Here is a 15566-nt window from a genome sequence, read left to right as displayed (position 1 = left end):
GGCTCCCCTCCGCCGACCTCCCCTGACGCCTTTGCTCTGCTGCCCTCCCGGCGACACCGGACGTGAGCTGCTCAGATGGATCGTGGCGCGACCGGCCCCTGCTTCGGGCGCGGACACTCCGGGTGACTGTCGCCTCCGGGGCAGCAGAGCAAAGGAGGGGGTGGGGGTGTCCGGGGGTGGGCCTGCCGGTGACGCACGGTGGTCAGGAGGGCGGCGTCGGTCGGGCTGGGAACGGGCCGGCCGGAGGCGGAGTCGCCGGTTGGACACAACTAGTAGACTTGCCAGGTCTGTCCGCCAATTGATGATCAAGGCAGGAAATGGCATCCACCAACGACCTCAAGAACGGCCTGGTACTCAACCTCGACGGGGAGCTCTGGGCCGTCGTCGAGTTCCAGCACGTCAAGCCCGGTAAGGGTGGGGCGTTCGTCCGCACGACGCTGAAGAACGTGCTGTCCGGCAAGGTCGTCGACAAGACCTTCAACGCGGGCACCAAGGTCGAGACCGCGACCGTCGACAAGCGCACCATGCAGTACCTGTACGCCGACGGCGAGGACTACGTCTTCATGGATCTGGAGACGTTCGACCAGATCACCGTCCCCGGCGGCACCGTCGGCGAGGCGGCCAACTACCTCCTCCCCGAGGCCGAGGCGACCGTCGCCACCCACGAGGGTGTCCCGCTCTACATCGAGCTGCCGACCTCGGTCGTGCTCGAGGTCACCTACACCGAGCCGGGTCTGCAGGGCGACCGGTCGACCGGCGGCAACAAGCCGGCCACCGTCGAGACCGGCGCGACCGTGCCGGTGCCGCTCTTCATCACCACCGGCGAGAAGATCAAGGTCGACACCCGCGACGGCCGTTACCTCGGCCGAGCCTGATGGCCGAGGGTCCCAAACAGCAGATGCCGTCGCGCCGCAAGGCGCGCAAGCGGGCGCTGGACGTGCTCTACGAGGCCGACCTGCGTGACCGGCCCCCGGTCGAGGTGCTGGCCGGCTACGTCGAGCGGATCGAGAAGCCCCGGCCGGAGCACCTGGGCTACGCGGTCGGCCTGGTCGAGGGGGTCGCCGCCCACCTCGACCGGATCGACGAGGTGATCGCCAGCTACGCCGAGGGGTGGACGCTGGAACGGATGCCGGTGGTCGACCGCAACCTCGCCCGCATCGCGGTCTACGAGCTGCTCTACGTCGACGAGATCGACGACGCGGTGGCGATCAGCGAGGCGGTGGAGCTGGCCCGGCAGATGTCGACCGACGACTCGCCGCGCTTCCTCAACGGCATCCTCGGCCGGATCGCCGAGTACGCCACCCGCTGATCCGACGCGCCGGCGCTCCGCCGCCGACCGCACCCGATCACCAGTTCGCAGCAGGGGCCCGTGCCGTCCGGCACGGGCCCCTGCTGCGAACAGTGGATCAGGACGCGAAGAACGCCCGCGGGTCGGCGACCAGCACACCGTGCTCGGTGAGCCGCTCGATCAGGCCCGACGGCGAGGCGTCGTACACGATGGCGAGGGCGCGCAGGTCGTCGGCGCGGATGGAGAGCACCCGGCCGTTGTAGTCGCCACGCTGCTGCTGGATGGCGCGGGCGTACCGGGCGACGTAGGCGAGGTCCTCGGAGGCCTCGTCGTAGAGCCGCTCCAGGTCCAGGACGATCTTGCTGGTGGGCTCGTGCCGCACCCCGCTGCCGTCGGGCAGCAGCTCCGAGACGGGAACGCGGTAGAAGTCGGCCAGCTCCGCCAGGCGGGACACGGTGACGGCCCGGTCGCCGCGCTCGTACGAGCCGACCACCACGGCCTTCCACCGCCCGTTCGACTTCTCCTCCACACCCTGCAGGGACAGGCCCTGCTGCTGGCGGATGGAGCGCAGGCGGGCGCCCAGCGACTTGGCGTATTCAGAGGGCATTCGGACACTCCCAGTGCTGCTTTGGGGTTCTCCCAGCGATCGCTACGGAGCGTGACGGTACGGGGATTGCGACACGCGGTCAAGTGGTCGTGTCCTTACAGTTGGGGAGCGCGGGGGGACTTATCCCCATTTCACCGCCCTGATCCGGGGATCAGTGGGTGCCCGGGGCCGCGCCGGTGACCGCTGGTAACGTGGAACGAAGCCCCGGTCCGGGCCGTCCGCGATCCGACCGGAGTCCCCAGACGTCCTTTAACGACCCGTCCCGTGAGGCGGGGAAGGAGGTCCGCCGTGGCCTGCCCACCGGCTGCCCAGTCGTCGCCGCCGCGACAACCCTCGGTGAAGGTGATCCTCGCCAGTGCCGACGTCCAGCGCGTCGTCGACCGGATCGCCCACCAGATCCTGGAGAAGACCCAGGGCGCCGCCGACACCGTCCTGCTCGGCATACCCACTCGCGGGGCTCCACTCGCAAGGCGCCTCGCCGCCCGGATCAGCACCTTCGAGGACGTCGACGTCCCGGTCGGGGTGCTCGACATCACTCTCTACCGCGACGACCTGCGCCGGCACGCCACCCGCGCGGTCGGCCCGACCCAGCTCCCGCCGGGCGGCATCGACGGCAAGCGGGTCATCCTCGTCGACGACGTGCTCTTCTCCGGCCGCACCGTCCGGGCCGCGCTCGACGCGCTCAACGACGTCGGCCGGCCGGCCAGCGTGCAGCTCGCCGTCCTGGTCGACCGCGGCCACCGCGAGCTGCCGATCCGCGCCGACTACGTCGGCAAGAACATCCCGACCGCGCTCACCGAGAGCGTCAAGGTCACCCTCGCCGAGACCGACGGTGCCGACGAGGTCAAGCTCTTCGGGGGTACCACCTCATGATCCGGCACCTGCTCTCCGGGGCCGACCTGGACGCGGCCACCGCCACCCAGATCCTCGACACCGCCGCCGAGATGGCCACCGTCGCCGGCCGGGAGGTCAAGAAGCTCCCCGCCCTGCGCGGCCGGACCGTGGTGAACCTCTTCTACGAGGACTCCACCCGGACCCGCATCTCCTTCGAGGCGGCCGCCAAGCGGCTCAGCGCCGACGTGATCAACTTCTCGGCCAAGGGCTCCAGCGTGGCCAAGGGGGAGAGCCTGAAGGACACCGCGCTCACCCTCCAGGCGATGGGGGCCGACGCGGTGGTCGTCCGGCACCCCGCCTCGGGCGCGCCGCACCGGCTGGCCAACTGGGTGGACGGGTCGGTGGTCAACGCCGGCGACGGCACCCACGAGCACCCCACCCAGGCGCTGCTCGACGCGTACACGATGCGCTCCCGGCTGGGTCGGCTCGCCGGCCTGCACGTGGCGGTGGTCGGGGACGTGCTGCACTCCCGGGTGGCCCGCTCCAACGTGCTGCTGCTCTCCACCCTCGGCGCCAAGGTCACCCTGGTCGGCCCGCCGACGCTGATCCCGGTGCACATCGGCCAGGCGCTCGCGCCCGGCACCGACGTCTCCTACGACCTGGACGCGGTGCTGCCGCAGTCGGACGTGGTGATGATGCTGCGGGTGCAGCGGGAGCGGATGAACGACTCCTACTTCCCCTCCGCCCGCGAGTACGCCCGCCGCTACGGGCTGGACGGCCCGCGCATGCGCCGGCTGCCCGAGCACGCGATCGTCATGCACCCGGGCCCGATGAACCGGGGCATGGAGATCACGCCCGAGGTTGCCGACTCGCCCCGCTCCACCATCGTCGAACAGGTCGCCAACGGGGTCTCCGTGCGGATGGCCGTCCTCTACCTGCTGCTCGGGGGGAACAACCTGTGAGCTCGTACCTGATCCGCAACGTGAGCGTCGTCGGCGCCGCGCCGACCGACCTGCTGATCCGCGACGGCGTCGTCGCCGAGACCGGCGCCGGGCTGACCGCGCCGGAGGCCACCGTCGTCGACGGCACCGGGCTGGTCGCCCTGCCCGGCCTGGTCGACCTGCACACCCACCTGCGCGAGCCGGGCCGGGAGGACGCCGAGACGGTCGAGTCGGGTTCCCGCGCGGCCGCGCTCGGCGGCTACACCGCTGTCTGCGCGATGGCCAACACCTCCCCGGTCGCCGACACCGCCGGCGTGGTCGAGCAGGTCTGGCGGCTGGGCCGCGAGGCCGGGCTGGTCGACGTGCAGCCGATCGGCGCGGTCACCGTCGGGCTGGCCGGCGAGCGGCTGGCCGAGCTGGGCGCGATGGCCGACTCCGCCGCCCGGGTCCGGATCTTCTCCGACGACGGCTTCTGCGTCGCCGACCCCAAGCTGATGCGCCGGGCCCTCGAGTACGTCAAGGCGTTCGACGGCGTCGTCGCCCAGCACGCCGAGGAGCCCCGGCTCACCGAGGGCGCGCAGATGCACGAGGGTGAGGTCTCGACCCGGCTCGGGCTCACCGGCTGGCCGGCGGTCGCCGAGGAGGCGATCATCGCCCGGGACGTGCTGCTGGCCGAGCACGTCGGCAGCCGGCTGCACGTCTGCCACGTCTCCACCGCCGGCAGCGTCGAGGTGTTGCGCCAGGCCAAGGCGCGCGGGGTGCGGGTGACCGCCGAGGTGACCCCGCACCACCTGCTGCTCACCGACGAGAAGGCGTCCACCTACGACCCGGTCTACAAGGTCAACCCGCCGCTGCGCACGGCCACCGACATCGCCGCGCTGCGGGCCGCGCTGGCCGAGGGCGTCATCGACGTCGTCGCCACCGACCACGCCCCGCACGCGGTGGAGGACAAGGAGTGCGAGTGGGCGTACGCCCGGCCGGGGATGCTCGGCCTGGAGACGGCGCTCTCGATCGCCCTGGACGTGTTCGGGCCGCAGTGGGACCTGATCGCCGAGCGGATGTCGCGTACCCCGGCCCGGATCGCCGGGCTCGACGGGCACGGCATCGACCCGGCGCCCGGCGTGCCGGCCAACCTCACCCTGGTCGACCCGGCCGCCCGTCGGGTGATCGAGCCCGCGGAGCTGGCCAGCCGCAGTCGCAACACCCCGTACGCCCGCATGACGCTGCCGGGTCGCATCGTGGCGACCTTCCTGCGCGGCGAGCCGACGGTCCTGGACGGAAAGGCTGTCAAGTGAGCGCGAGGAATGCAGCGCAGCGGAGTCCCGCAGTCGCGAATGAAAGGCCGGCACAGTAATGGCTAAGCGCAGGCCCGCGATCCTCGTTCTCGAGGACGGGCGCACGTTCCACGGCGAGGCGTACGGCAGCGTCGGGGAGACCTTCGGCGAGGCGGTCTTCAACACCGGCATGACCGGCTACCAGGAGACCCTGACCGACCCCTCGTACCACCGGCAGGTGGTGGTGCAGACCGCGCCGCACATCGGCAACACCGGCGTCAACGCCGAGGACGACGAGTCCGGCCGGATCTGGGTCGCCGGGTACGTGGTGCGCGACCCGGCCCGGATCGGCTCCAACTGGCGCGCCACCGGCGGGCTGGAGGACCGGCTCGCCGCCGAGGGTGTGGTCGGGATCGCCGGCGTGGACACCCGGGCGCTGACCCGGCACCTGCGCGAGCGCGGCGCGATGCGGGTCGGCATCTCCAGCGTCGACGACGACCCGCGCGCCCTGCTGGCCCGGGTCCGCCAGTCGCCGCAGATGGTCGGCGCGGACCTCTCCGCCGAGGTGACCACCGCCGAGCCGTACGTCGTCGAGGCGGTCGGCCCGCACCGGTTCACCGTGGCCGCGCTCGACCTGGGCATCAAGCGCAACGTGCCGCGGCGGCTCGCCGCGCGCGGGGTCACCACCCACGTGCTGCCGGCCGGCTCGACCATCGACGACCTGCTGGCCACCGGCGCGGACGCGGTCTTCCTCTCGCCCGGCCCGGGCGACCCGGCCACCGCCGAGGGGCCGGTGGCGCTCGCCCGGGAGGTGCTGCGCCGCGAGGTGCCGCTGTTCGGCATCTGCTTCGGCAGCCAGATCCTCGGCCGGGCGCTGGGCTTCGGCACCTACAAGCTCGGCTACGGCCACCGCGGCATCAACCAGCCGGTGCTCGACCGGGTCACCGGCAAGGTCGAGGTGACCAGCCACAACCACGGCTTCGCCGTGCAGGTGCCGGGCGCCGGGCAGGGCGCGGTGGTCCCCGACCAGGTGATCGACACCGAGTTCGGGGGCGTCCAGGTGTCCCACGTCTGCCTCAATGACAACGTGGTCGAGGGGCTGCGGGCCAAGGACGTGCCCGCCTTCACCGTCCAGTACCACCCGGAGGCGGCGGCCGGCCCGCACGACGCGGACTACCTGTTCGACCGCTTCGCCGAGCTCATCGAAGGCGGGAAGAATGCCTAAGCGCACCGACCTCAAACACATCCTGGTGATCGGCTCCGGGCCGATCGTCATCGGGCAGGCCTGCGAGTTCGACTACTCCGGCACCCAGGCGTGCCGGGTGCTACGCAGCGAGGGCATCCGGGTCAGCCTGGTCAACTCCAACCCGGCGACGATCATGACGGACCCCGAGTTCGCCGACGCCACGTACGTCGAGCCGATCACCCCGGAGTTCGTCGAGCTGGTCATCGCCAAGGAGCGCCCGGACGCCCTGCTGCCCACCCTCGGCGGGCAGACCGCGCTGAACACCGCGGTCGCCCTGCACGAGGCCGGCGTGCTGGACAAGTACGGCGTGGAGCTGATCGGCGCCAACATCGACGCGATCAACCGCGGCGAGGACCGGCAGCTGTTCAAGGACATCGTCGCCAAGGCCGGCGTACGCATCGGGCTGGAGGATCCGACCAACCTGGTGCCCCGCTCCCGGGTCTGCCACTCGATGGCCGAGGTCGAGGCCACCGTCGCCGAGCTGGGCCTGCCGGTGGTGATCCGGCCGTCCTTCACCATGGGCGGCCTGGGCTCCGGCATGGCGCACACCGACGAGGACCTGCACCGCATCGCCGGGTCCGGCCTGGCCGCCAGCCCCGTGCACGAGGTGCTGATCGAGGAGAGCGTGCTCGGCTGGAAGGAGTACGAACTCGAACTGATGCGCGACCGCCACGACAACGTGGTGGTGGTCTGCTCGATCGAGAACGTCGACCCGATGGGCGTGCACACCGGCGACAGCGTCACCGTCGCCCCGGCCATGACGCTCACCGACCGGGAGTACCAGCGCCTGCGCGACCTGGGCATCGCGGTGCTGCGCGAGGTCGGGGTGGACACCGGCGGCTGCAACATCCAGTTCGCGGTCAACCCGGCCGACGGCCGGATCGTCGTGATCGAGATGAACCCCCGGGTGTCCCGCTCCTCGGCGCTGGCCTCCAAGGCCACCGGCTTCCCGATCGCCAAGATCGCCGCGAAGCTGGCCATCGGCTACACCCTGGACGAGATCCCCAACGACATCACCCTGAAGACCCCGGCGGCCTTCGAGCCGACGCTGGACTACGTGGTGGTGAAGATCCCCCGGTTCGCGTTCGAGAAGTTCCCCGGCGCCGACCCGGAGCTGACCACCACCATGAAGTCGGTCGGCGAGGCGATGAGCCTCGGCCGGAACTTCACCGAGGCGCTCAACAAGGCGATGCGCTCGATGGAAACGAAGGGCGCGGGCTTCTGGACCCAACCCGATCCGGCGGGCGCGACCAGGGAGAACACCCTCGCCGCGCTGCGGATGCCGCACGACGGCCGGCTCTACACGGTGGAGCGGGCGCTGCGGCTGGGCGCCACCATCGCGGAGGTCGCCGCGGCGTCCGGCGGGATGGACCCCTGGTTCCTGGACCAGATCGCCGGCCTGGTCGAGCTGCGCGCGGAGATCGTGGACGCCCCGGTGCTCGACGCCGAGCTGCTGCGCCGGGCCAAGCGGGCCGGCCTGTCCGACCGGCAGCTGGCCGCGCTGCGCCCGGAGCTGGCCGCCGAGGACGGCGTACGCACCCTGCGGCACCGGCTCGACGTGCGGCCGGTCTACAAGACGGTGGACACCTGCGCGGCCGAGTTCGAGGCGACCACGCCGTACCACTACTCCACCTACGACTCCGAGACCGAGGTCGCGCCCTCGGACCGGCCCAAGGTGCTCATCCTGGGCTCCGGGCCGAACCGGATCGGCCAGGGCATCGAGTTCGACTACTCCTGCGTACACGCGGTCATGGCCCTGCGCGCGGTCGGCTACGAGACCGTCATGGTCAACTGCAACCCGGAGACGGTCTCCACCGACTACGACACCGCCGACCGGCTCTACTTCGAGCCGCTGACCTTCGAGGACGTGCTGGAGGTCTGGCACGCGGAGGACACCTCCGGCCGGGCGGCCGGCGGCCCGGGCGTGGTCGGCGTGATCGTGCAGCTCGGCGGGCAGACCCCGCTGGGGCTGGCGCAGCGGCTCAAGAACGCCGGCGTGCCGATCGTCGGCACCTCCCCGGAGTCGATCCACCTCGCCGAGGAGCGCGGCGCGTTCGGCGCGGTGCTGGCCCGGGCCGGGCTGCGCGCCCCGGCGCACGGCATGGCCACCTCGTACGACGAGGCGAAGGCGATCGCCGACGAGATCGGCTACCCGGTGCTGGTCCGGCCGTCGTACGTGCTCGGCGGGCGGGGCATGGAGATCGTCTACGACGACGCCACGCTGCGCGACTACATCGGCCGGGCCACCGACATCTCCCCGGACCACCCGGTGCTGGTGGACCGCTTCCTCGACGACGCCATCGAGATCGACGTGGACGCGCTCTGCGACGCCGACGGCGAGGTCTACCTCGGCGGCGTGATGGAGCACATCGAGGAGGCCGGCATCCACTCCGGCGACTCGTCCTGCGCGCTGCCGCCGATCACCCTGGCCAGCTCGCACCTGACCCAGGTGCGCCGCTACACCGAGGCGATCGCCCGGGGGGTGGGCGTCAAGGGCCTGCTCAACGTTCAGTACGCCCTCAAGGACGACATGCTCTACGTGCTGGAGGCCAACCCCCGGGCGTCCCGGACGGTCCCGTTCGTCTCCAAGGCCACGGCGGTGCCGCTGGCCAAGGCGGCGGCCCGGATCGCGCTCGGCGCCACCATCGCCGAGCTGCGCGCCGAGGGGCTGCTGCCGCCGACCGGCGACGGCGGCGTGATGCCGCCGGACGCCCCGATCGCGGTCAAGGAGGCGGTGCTGCCGTTCAAGCGGTTCCGCACCCGGTCCGGCAAGGGCATCGACTCGCTGCTCGGCCCGGAGATGAAGTCCACCGGCGAGGTGATGGGCATCGACACCAACTTCGGGCACGCCTTCGCCAAGAGCCAGTCGGCCGCGTACGGGTCGCTGCCCACCGGCGGCCGGATCTTCGTCTCCGTCGCCAACCGCGACAAGCGCGGCATGATCTTCCCGATCAAGCGGCTGGCGGACCTGGGCTTCGAGATCGTCGCCACCACCGGCACCGCCGAGGTGCTGCGCCGGCACGGCATCGCCTGCGAGCAGATCCGCAAGCACTACGAGTCGGGCGAGGGCGAGGACGCGGTGTCGATGATCCTCGGCGGCGACGTGGCGCTGGTGGTGAACACGCCCCAGGGCTCCGGCGCGAGCGCCCGCTCGGACGGCTACGAGATCCGCAGCGCGGCCGTGACCGCCGACATCCCCTGCATCACCACCGTCCCCGGCGCCGCCGCGGCGGTCATGGGCATCGAGGCCCGCATCCGCGGCGACATGCAGGTCCGCCCCCTCCAGGAGCTCCACGCCGCCCTGCGAGCCGGCGAGTGACCCGCTCCATTCCCGCGTCGATCATGAAGTTGTCGCCCCGACCCGCCGCCGGACCTGGCGACAACTTCATGATCACCGAGCCGGGGGGAGCCGGGGCGTGATTTTCGAGAAGGTGGTGCGGCCTCAGCTGTTCCGGGTGGGGGGCGGGGACGCCGAGGCGGCGCACGAGTGGACGTTGCGGCGGTTGGCGGCGCTCTCCCGGCGGCCGGCGGCGCTCGCGGCGTTGCGGGCCCGGTACCAGGTGCGGGCGCCGCGCACGGTGTTCGGGGTCCAGTTCCCCAACCCGGTGGGGCTGGCCGCGGGGATGGACAAGAACGGCGTGGCCCTGCCGGCCTGGCCGGCGCTGGGCTTCGGCTTCGTCGAGGTCGGCACGGTCACCGCGCACGCCCAGCCGGGCAACCCCCGGCCCCGGCTGTTCCGGCTGCGCGACAGCGAGGCCGTGGTCAACCGGATGGGCTTCAACAACGCCGGCGCCGAGGCCCTGGCGGCCCGGCTGGCGGCGCTGCCCCGCCTGATCGGGGCGCCGCTGGGCATCTCGCTGGGCAAGTCCAAGGTGACCCCGCTGGCCGACGCCGTCGAGGACTACCTGGCCTCGTACCGGGCGCTGCGGGCGCACGGCGACTACTTCGCGGTCAACGTCTCCTCGCCGAACACCCCCGGCCTGCGCTCGTTGCAGGACAAGTCGCACCTGGACGCGCTGCTGGCGGCGCTGGTGGGGGAGAAGCCGGTGCTGGTGAAGATCGCCCCGGACCTGACCGAGCCGGCCATCGCCGAGCTGCTGGAGGTCTGCCTGGCCCGCGGCGCGGCCGGGGTGATCGCCACCAACACCACCCTCGCCCGCGACGGGCTCGCCCCGGCCGACGCCGGCCGGGGCGCGGAGACCGGCGGGCTCTCCGGCCGCCCGCTCGCCACCCGGGCCCGCGAGGTGGTCGCCTTCGTACACCGGGAGACCGGCGGCCGGCTGCCGGTGGTCGGCGTCGGCGGCATCCTCGACCTGGACGCCGCCGCCCGGATGTTCGACGCCGGGGCCAGCCTGATCCAGCTCTACACCGGCTTCATCTACCGGGGCCCCGGCCTGGTCCGGGCCGCGGCCCGCGCGTCGGCGGGCGCCACCGCGCCGGTGCCGGCCGGGTGACACCTCCCGGCCGGGCAACCCTCGACGGTACGAAGGAGAGCGTGTGACGCCCGAGGAGATCCTGGCCGCCGACCGGGCCCACGTCTGGCACCCGTACGCGGCGCTGCCCCCGGCCCACCCGCCGTACGTGGTCCAGAGCGCCCAGGGCGTCCGGCTGCGGCTGGCCGACGGCCGGGAACTGGTCGACGGGATGTCGTCCTGGTGGGCGGCGATCCACGGCTACCGGCACCCGGTGCTGGACGCGGCGGTCACCGACCAGCTCGGCCGGATGAGCCACGTGATGTTCGGCGGGCTCACCCACGAGCCCGCCGTGCGGCTGGCGCGGACGCTGGTCGAGCTGGCCCCGGCCGGGCTGGAACACGTCTTCCTGGCCGACTCCGGCTCGGTCAGCGTCGAGGTCGCCGTCAAGATGTGCCTGCAGTACCAGCGGGCCACCGGCCGGCCGGAACGCCGCCGGCTGGGCACCTGGCGGGGCGGCTACCACGGCGACACGTTCCACCCGATGAGCGTCTGCGACCCGGAGGGCGGCATGCACCACCTCTGGGGCGACGTGCTGCCCCGCCAGGTCTTCGCGCCCGTCCCGCCCGGTGGCTTCGACGACCCGCCCGACCCGGCGTACGTGGCGGCGCTGACCGACGCGGTGGAGCGGCACGCCGACGAGCTGGCCGCGGTCATCGTCGAGCCGGTGGTGCAGGGCGCGGGCGGGATGCGCTTCCACCACCCGGAGTACCTGCGGGTGCTGCGCGAGGTGACCCGGGCGCACGGGGTGCTGCTGGTCTTCGACGAGATCGCCACCGGCTTCGGCCGGACCGGCGCCATGTTCGCCGCCGAGCACGCCGGGGTGAGCCCGGACGTGCTCTGCGTCGGCAAGGCGCTGACCGGCGGGTACCTCACCCTGGCCGCCGCGCTGTGCACCCCGCGGGTCGCCCGGGGCATCTCCGCCGACGGGGTGCTGGCGCACGGTCCCACCTTCATGGGCAACCCGCTGGCCTGCGCGGTCGCCAACGCGTCCCTGGAGCTGCTGCGAGCCGGTGACTGGGCCACCCAGGTCGCCCGGGTGGGTGCGGGCCTGCGGGCCGGCCTGGAGCCGCTGCGCGGCGCGCCCGGCGTGGCCGACGTGCGGGTGCTGGGCGCAATCGGCGTGGTGCAGCTCGACCACGAGGTGGACATCGCGGCGGCGACCGCCGCCGCCGTGGCCCAGGGCGTCTGGCTGCGCCCGTTCCGCGACCTGGTCTACACCATGCCGCCCTACGTGACCGACGACGCGGACCTGGCCCGGATCGCGGCCGGCATCGCGGCGGCGGTGAAGGCCGGCTGAGCCGGCGGCAGGACGGGGCCGGCTGAGCCGGCGGGCAGGACGGGGCCGGCACGGGCCGGCCACCGAGCGCGAGCGTGAGGAGAGGAACGCCGATGGAGAGTTTCGGGACCCGGCTGCACCGCGCCGTCGCCGAGCGGGGGCCGCTCTGTGTGGGGATCGACCCGCATCCCGGGCTGCTGGCCCGCTGGGGGTTGCCGGACGACGTCGACGGGTTGGACCGGTTCGCGCGGACCGTCGTGGGAGCGCTTGCGGACCGGGTCGCGGTGGTCAAGCCCCAGTCGGCCTTTTTCGAGCGGTTCGGTGCCCGAGGTGTCGGAATTCTTGAGTCAACTATCCGACAGTTACGAGATTGTGGCGCGCTCGTTCTGCTGGACGTGAAGCGCGGCGACATCGGCTCGACCGTCGCCGCGTACGCCTCGGCCTACCTCGACCCGTCCGGTCCGCTGCACGTCGACGCGATCACCGCGAGCCCCTACCTGGGGGTCGGATCGCTGGCCCCGATGTTCGAGCTGGCGGCCACCCACGGCGGCGGCGTCTTCGTGCTGGCGCTCACCTCCAACCCGGAGGGCGCCGCGGTCCAGCGCGCCCGGACGGCCGACGGGCGCACCGTCGCGCAGACCGTCATTGACGAGATTTCCCAGCTCAACAGGGGTGCGGAGCCGATCGGCAGCTTCGGGCTGGTGGTCGGCGCGACGATCGGCGACACCGGTCACGACCTGTCCAAGGTGAACGGGCCGCTGCTCGCCCCGGGGCTCGGCGCGCAGGGCGCGACGGCCGCGGACCTGCGGACGGTCTTCGGCTCCAGCCTGTCGTCGGTGCTGCCGTCGTACTCCCGAGAGGTGCTGAACGCCGGCCCGGACGAGGCCGCTCTGCGAGCCGCCGTGGACCGCGTGCTGGCCGACTGTCGGGACGTTCTGGCTGACTGACGGCTCGGTCACTTTTTCCGATCTTGGCGCGCCCACGTTGCCGAAACCGCCCGCGACCGCTAGTTTTCCCCGCGCTGGGAACCACGGACCCCTTTGGTTGCCAGCGACACCACGTTTCACAGAGCGGCGGTGCGCCCCGCCCGTCGCGATAGGGACCTGAGGAGAACTGGTGCCGCTCCCGTCACTGACCCCCGAGCAGCGCGCTGCCGCGCTGGAGAAGGCCGCGGAGATCCGCAAGGCCCGTGCTGAGCTGAAGGAGCAGCTCAAGCAGGGCAAGACCACCCTTGCCGCCGTCCTCGAGCGGGCCGAGTCCGACGACGTCGTCGGCAAGCTGAAGGTTTCGGCCGTCCTGCAGGCGATGCCGGGCATCGGCAAGATCCGGGCTACCCAGATCATGGAGAAGCTCAAGATCGCCGACAGCCGTCGCCTGCGCGGGCTCGGCGAGCAGCAGCGCAAGGCTCTGCTTGGAGAGTTCGCCGCCAACTGAACGCCGCAACGTGTAGAAACAAGCGGTGAGCACGGATGACGAGGCGCGCCCGGCGGCTCGGCTCACTGTCCTGGCGGGGCCCTCGGGCGCCGCGCGGGAGAGTGTCGTCGAGTTGGTCCGGGCGCGTTCTCCGTCCGTGTGGGTGCCGGTGCCGGTGACCACCCGGCCCCGTCGCCCCGACGAGGTCGACGGCGTCGACCGGCGCTTCGTGGACCCGGTCGGCTTCGACCGGATGATCGCCGCGGGCGAGCTGCTGGAGTGGTCGCGGATCGGCGGGCACCGCCGTGGCACGCCCCGCGAGCCGCTGCGGTCCCGGCTGGCCGACGGCCGGCCGGTGCTGCTCCCGCTCGACCTGCCCGGCGCGCTCGCCGTCCGGGAGGCCCTGCCGGACGTCCGGCTGGTCCTGCTGACGCCTCCGGGCCACCGTCCGGACCCGGCGGTCCTCGCGGCCGTCGGACACACCGTGGTCCACGACCTCACCGAGCGGGTCGTGGCCGAACTGGTAGGCTTGCTCGGTTCTTCCTATCTGGCTCCCGCCCAGCCGCGACTGCGCGGTTGAGCGACCAGCCGCGCTCGCGCGGACACTTCAGACGCAGAGGGTATTTCGTGGGATCCATCGCCAACCCCGAGGGCATCACCAACCCGCCGATCGACGAGCTCCTCGAGAAGACCACCTCGAAGTACGCGCTGGTGATCTTCGCCGCCAAGCGTGCCCGCCAGGTCAACGCCTACTACAGCCAGCTCGGTGAGGGCCTGCTGGAGTACGTCGGCCCGCTCGTGGAGACCACCCCGCAGGAGAAGCCGCTCTCGATCGCGATGCGCGAGATCAACGCGGGCCTGCTCACCGCCGAGCCGACCGACCAGCCGTAACACCCGCTCCGCCGATGCCCGCCGAGATCGTCCTCGGGGTCGGCGGCGGCATCGCCGCCTACAAGGCGTGTGAGCTGCTGCGGCTCTTCACCGAGTCGGGCCACCGGGTCCGGGTCGTGCCGACCGCGTCGGCGCTCCGTTTCGTCGGGGCGCCGACCTGGGCGGCGCTCTCCGGCCAGCCGGTCGCCGACGACGTCTGGTCCGACGTGCACGAGGTGCCGCACGTCCGGCTCGGCCAGCGGGCCGACCTGGTGGTGGTCGCGCCGGCGACGGCCGACCTGCTCGCCAAGGCGGCCCACGGCCTCGCCGACGACCTGCTCACCAACACGCTGCTCACCGCGCGCTGCCCGGTGGTGCTCGCCCCGGCGATGCACACCGAGATGTGGGAGCACCCGGCCACCGTCGCCAACGTCGCGACGCTGCGCTCGCGCGGCGTACGGGTGATCGAACCAGCGGTCGGCCGGCTCACCGGCGCCGACACCGGCAAGGGGCGGCTGCCCGACCCGGCCGAGATCTTCGCCGTCGCCCGCCGGGCCCTGGCCCGGGGCCTGGACGCCCCCGCCGACCTGGCCGGCCGGCACGTCGTGGTGACCGCCGGCGGCACCCGCGAACCACTGGACCCGGTCCGCTTCCTCGGCAACCGCTCCTCCGGCAAGCAGGGGTACGCCTTCGCCCGCGCGGCCGTCGCCCGGGGCGCCCGCGTCACCCTGATCGCCGCGAACGTCGCCCTGCCCGACCCGGCCGGGGTCGACCTGGTCCGGGTGGGCACCACAGAAGAACTGCGCAAGGCCACCCTGGAGGCCGCCGCCGACGCCGACGTGGTGGTGATGGCCGCCGCGCCCGCCGACTTCCGGCCGGCGACCTACGCCCCCGGCAAGATCAAGAAGTCGGAGGACGGCAGCGCGCCGACCATCGCGCTGGTCACCAACCCCGACATCGCCGCCGAGCTGGGGCGGCAGCGCCGCCCGGAGCAGCTGCTGGTGGTCTTCGCCGCCGAGACCGGCGACGCCGAGGCCAACGGCCGGGCCAAGCTCGCCCGCAAGCGGGCCGACCTGATCGTCATCAACGAGGTGGGCGTGGACAAGGTCTTCGGGGCCGAGACCAACGCGGCGACCGTGGTGGGCGCGGACGGCAGCGTGACCACCCTTCCGGAACAGTCCAAGGAAGACCTGGCCGACCGGGTCTGGGACCTCGTGGTGACCCGGCTGGCCGCGTTGTCCTGAACGCTGGTCACTTTCGCGTTGGCTGCGGCACCCTGGAACCGGGTGACTAAACTGCCGCGGAGCGACCTTTCCAGAGAGACTCAAGTGCTTAGGAGTGC

Annotated in this window: 15 protein-coding genes; 14 read left to right on the top strand and 1 reads right to left on the bottom strand. The window is 72.6% G+C overall.

Features of this window, described 5'->3' with window-relative positions; translation table 11 throughout:
- Positions 1 to 317 precede the first annotated feature (317 nt).
- Both efp and nusB read left to right on the top strand, forming a co-directional pair.
- Complete coding sequence (gene efp / locus ACTMS9_RS29105) at positions 318 to 875, top strand: elongation factor P (RefSeq protein ID WP_088962732.1); 558 nt, start codon at positions 318 to 320, stop codon at positions 873 to 875.
- 23 nt (positions 876 to 898) lie between these two features.
- The gene (nusB, locus tag ACTMS9_RS29100; protein ID WP_172894702.1) at positions 899 to 1309 is read left to right on the top strand and encodes a transcription antitermination factor NusB; all 411 of its coding nucleotides are present in this window, start codon (positions 899 to 901) and stop codon (positions 1307 to 1309) included.
- Positions 1310 to 1406: 97 nt separating this feature from the next.
- Here the strand turns inward: nusB and bldD are convergent, their stop codons facing one another.
- On the bottom strand, positions 1407 to 1895 hold the full coding sequence (gene bldD / locus ACTMS9_RS29095; RefSeq protein WP_013285505.1) for a transcriptional regulator BldD: 489 nt from the start codon (positions 1893 to 1895) through the stop codon (positions 1407 to 1409).
- Between the two features lie 288 nt (positions 1896 to 2183).
- Between bldD and pyrR the strand changes: the two genes are divergently transcribed.
- The 12 genes from pyrR to coaBC all read left to right on the top strand — a co-directional run bounded on the left by pyrR (position 2184) and on the right by coaBC (position 15468).
- Complete coding sequence (gene pyrR / locus ACTMS9_RS29090) at positions 2184 to 2768, top strand: bifunctional pyr operon transcriptional regulator/uracil phosphoribosyltransferase PyrR (protein ID WP_280837108.1); 585 nt, start codon at positions 2184 to 2186, stop codon at positions 2766 to 2768.
- On the top strand, positions 2765 to 3691 hold the full coding sequence (locus ACTMS9_RS29085) for an aspartate carbamoyltransferase catalytic subunit (protein ID WP_154938070.1): 927 nt from the start codon (positions 2765 to 2767) through the stop codon (positions 3689 to 3691). The genes pyrR and ACTMS9_RS29085 overlap by 4 nt, the downstream gene beginning before the upstream one ends.
- Positions 3688 to 4965 (top strand): dihydroorotase, encoded by a 1278-nt coding sequence (locus ACTMS9_RS29080; RefSeq protein ID WP_441149186.1) that lies wholly within the window; start codon positions 3688 to 3690, stop codon positions 4963 to 4965. The genes ACTMS9_RS29085 and ACTMS9_RS29080 overlap by 4 nt, the downstream gene beginning before the upstream one ends.
- 58 nt (positions 4966 to 5023) lie before the next feature.
- Positions 5024 to 6169 carry a glutamine-hydrolyzing carbamoyl-phosphate synthase small subunit gene (carA, locus tag ACTMS9_RS29075; RefSeq protein WP_441149187.1) on the top strand — a complete coding sequence of 382 codons (1146 nt, stop codon included), beginning with the start codon at positions 5024 to 5026 and terminating at the stop codon, positions 6167 to 6169.
- The gene (gene carB, locus ACTMS9_RS29070) at positions 6162 to 9509 is read left to right on the top strand and encodes a carbamoyl-phosphate synthase large subunit (protein WP_441149188.1); all 3348 of its coding nucleotides are present in this window, start codon (positions 6162 to 6164) and stop codon (positions 9507 to 9509) included. Before carA ends, carB begins: the two co-directional genes overlap by 8 nt.
- A 97-nt stretch (positions 9510 to 9606) precedes the next feature.
- Entirely contained in the window at positions 9607 to 10644 is a 1038-nt protein-coding gene (locus ACTMS9_RS29065; protein WP_441166489.1) for a quinone-dependent dihydroorotate dehydrogenase, read from the top strand.
- A gap of 43 nt (positions 10645 to 10687) precedes the next feature.
- Positions 10688 to 11962 (top strand): adenosylmethionine--8-amino-7-oxononanoate transaminase, encoded by a 1275-nt coding sequence (locus ACTMS9_RS29060; RefSeq protein ID WP_441149190.1) that lies wholly within the window; start codon positions 10688 to 10690, stop codon positions 11960 to 11962.
- Between the two features lie 92 nt (positions 11963 to 12054).
- The gene (gene pyrF / locus ACTMS9_RS29055; RefSeq protein WP_357920364.1) at positions 12055 to 12888 is read left to right on the top strand and encodes an orotidine-5'-phosphate decarboxylase; all 834 of its coding nucleotides are present in this window, start codon (positions 12055 to 12057) and stop codon (positions 12886 to 12888) included.
- A 169-nt stretch (positions 12889 to 13057) separates the two neighbouring features.
- Positions 13058 to 13375 (top strand): integration host factor, actinobacterial type, encoded by a 318-nt coding sequence (mihF, locus tag ACTMS9_RS29050; RefSeq protein ID WP_088962722.1) that lies wholly within the window; start codon positions 13058 to 13060, stop codon positions 13373 to 13375.
- A 25-nt stretch (positions 13376 to 13400) separates the two neighbouring features.
- A complete protein-coding gene (locus tag ACTMS9_RS29045) occupies positions 13401 to 13934 on the top strand; it encodes a guanylate kinase (RefSeq protein WP_441149191.1) in 534 nt (177 codons plus the stop codon).
- A 47-nt stretch (positions 13935 to 13981) separates the two neighbouring features.
- Positions 13982 to 14245, top strand: coding sequence for a DNA-directed RNA polymerase subunit omega (gene rpoZ, locus ACTMS9_RS29040; RefSeq protein ID WP_007075826.1), 264 nt, complete (start codon positions 13982 to 13984; stop codon positions 14243 to 14245).
- 14 nt (positions 14246 to 14259) lie between these two features.
- Positions 14260 to 15468, top strand: coding sequence for a bifunctional phosphopantothenoylcysteine decarboxylase/phosphopantothenate--cysteine ligase CoaBC (gene coaBC, locus ACTMS9_RS29035; RefSeq protein ID WP_441149192.1), 1209 nt, complete (start codon positions 14260 to 14262; stop codon positions 15466 to 15468).
- Positions 15469 to 15566: the final 98 nt, after the last annotated feature.

It is taken from the genome of Micromonospora sp. L31 (genome assembly GCF_052068075.1).
GTDB lineage: Bacteria > Actinomycetota > Actinomycetes > Mycobacteriales > Micromonosporaceae > Micromonospora > Micromonospora purpureochromogenes.
Note: the sequence above shows the minus strand (reverse complement) of the source record. Positions and strands in the feature narration are given on the sequence as shown.

Excerpts from the sequence above, each read along its gene's own strand:
- carB (WP_441149188.1), top strand. The coding sequence starts at position 6,162 with ATGCCTAAGCGCACCGACCTCAAACACATCCTGGTGATCGGCTCCGGG.
- carA (WP_441149187.1), top strand. The coding sequence starts at position 5,024 with ATGGCTAAGCGCAGGCCCGCGATCCTCGTTCTCGAGGACGGGCGCACG.
- pyrF (WP_357920364.1), top strand. The coding sequence starts at position 12,055 with ATGGAGAGTTTCGGGACCCGGCTGCACCGCGCCGTCGCCGAGCGGGGG.
- ACTMS9_RS29085 (WP_154938070.1), top strand. The coding sequence starts at position 2,765 with ATGATCCGGCACCTGCTCTCCGGGGCCGACCTGGACGCGGCCACCGCC.
- efp (WP_088962732.1), top strand. The coding sequence starts at position 318 with ATGGCATCCACCAACGACCTCAAGAACGGCCTGGTACTCAACCTCGAC.
- nusB (WP_172894702.1), top strand. The coding sequence starts at position 899 with ATGCCGTCGCGCCGCAAGGCGCGCAAGCGGGCGCTGGACGTGCTCTAC.
- coaBC (WP_441149192.1), top strand. The coding sequence starts at position 14,260 with ATGCCCGCCGAGATCGTCCTCGGGGTCGGCGGCGGCATCGCCGCCTAC.
- bldD (WP_013285505.1), bottom strand. The coding sequence starts at position 1,895 with ATGCCCTCTGAATACGCCAAGTCGCTGGGCGCCCGCCTGCGCTCCATC.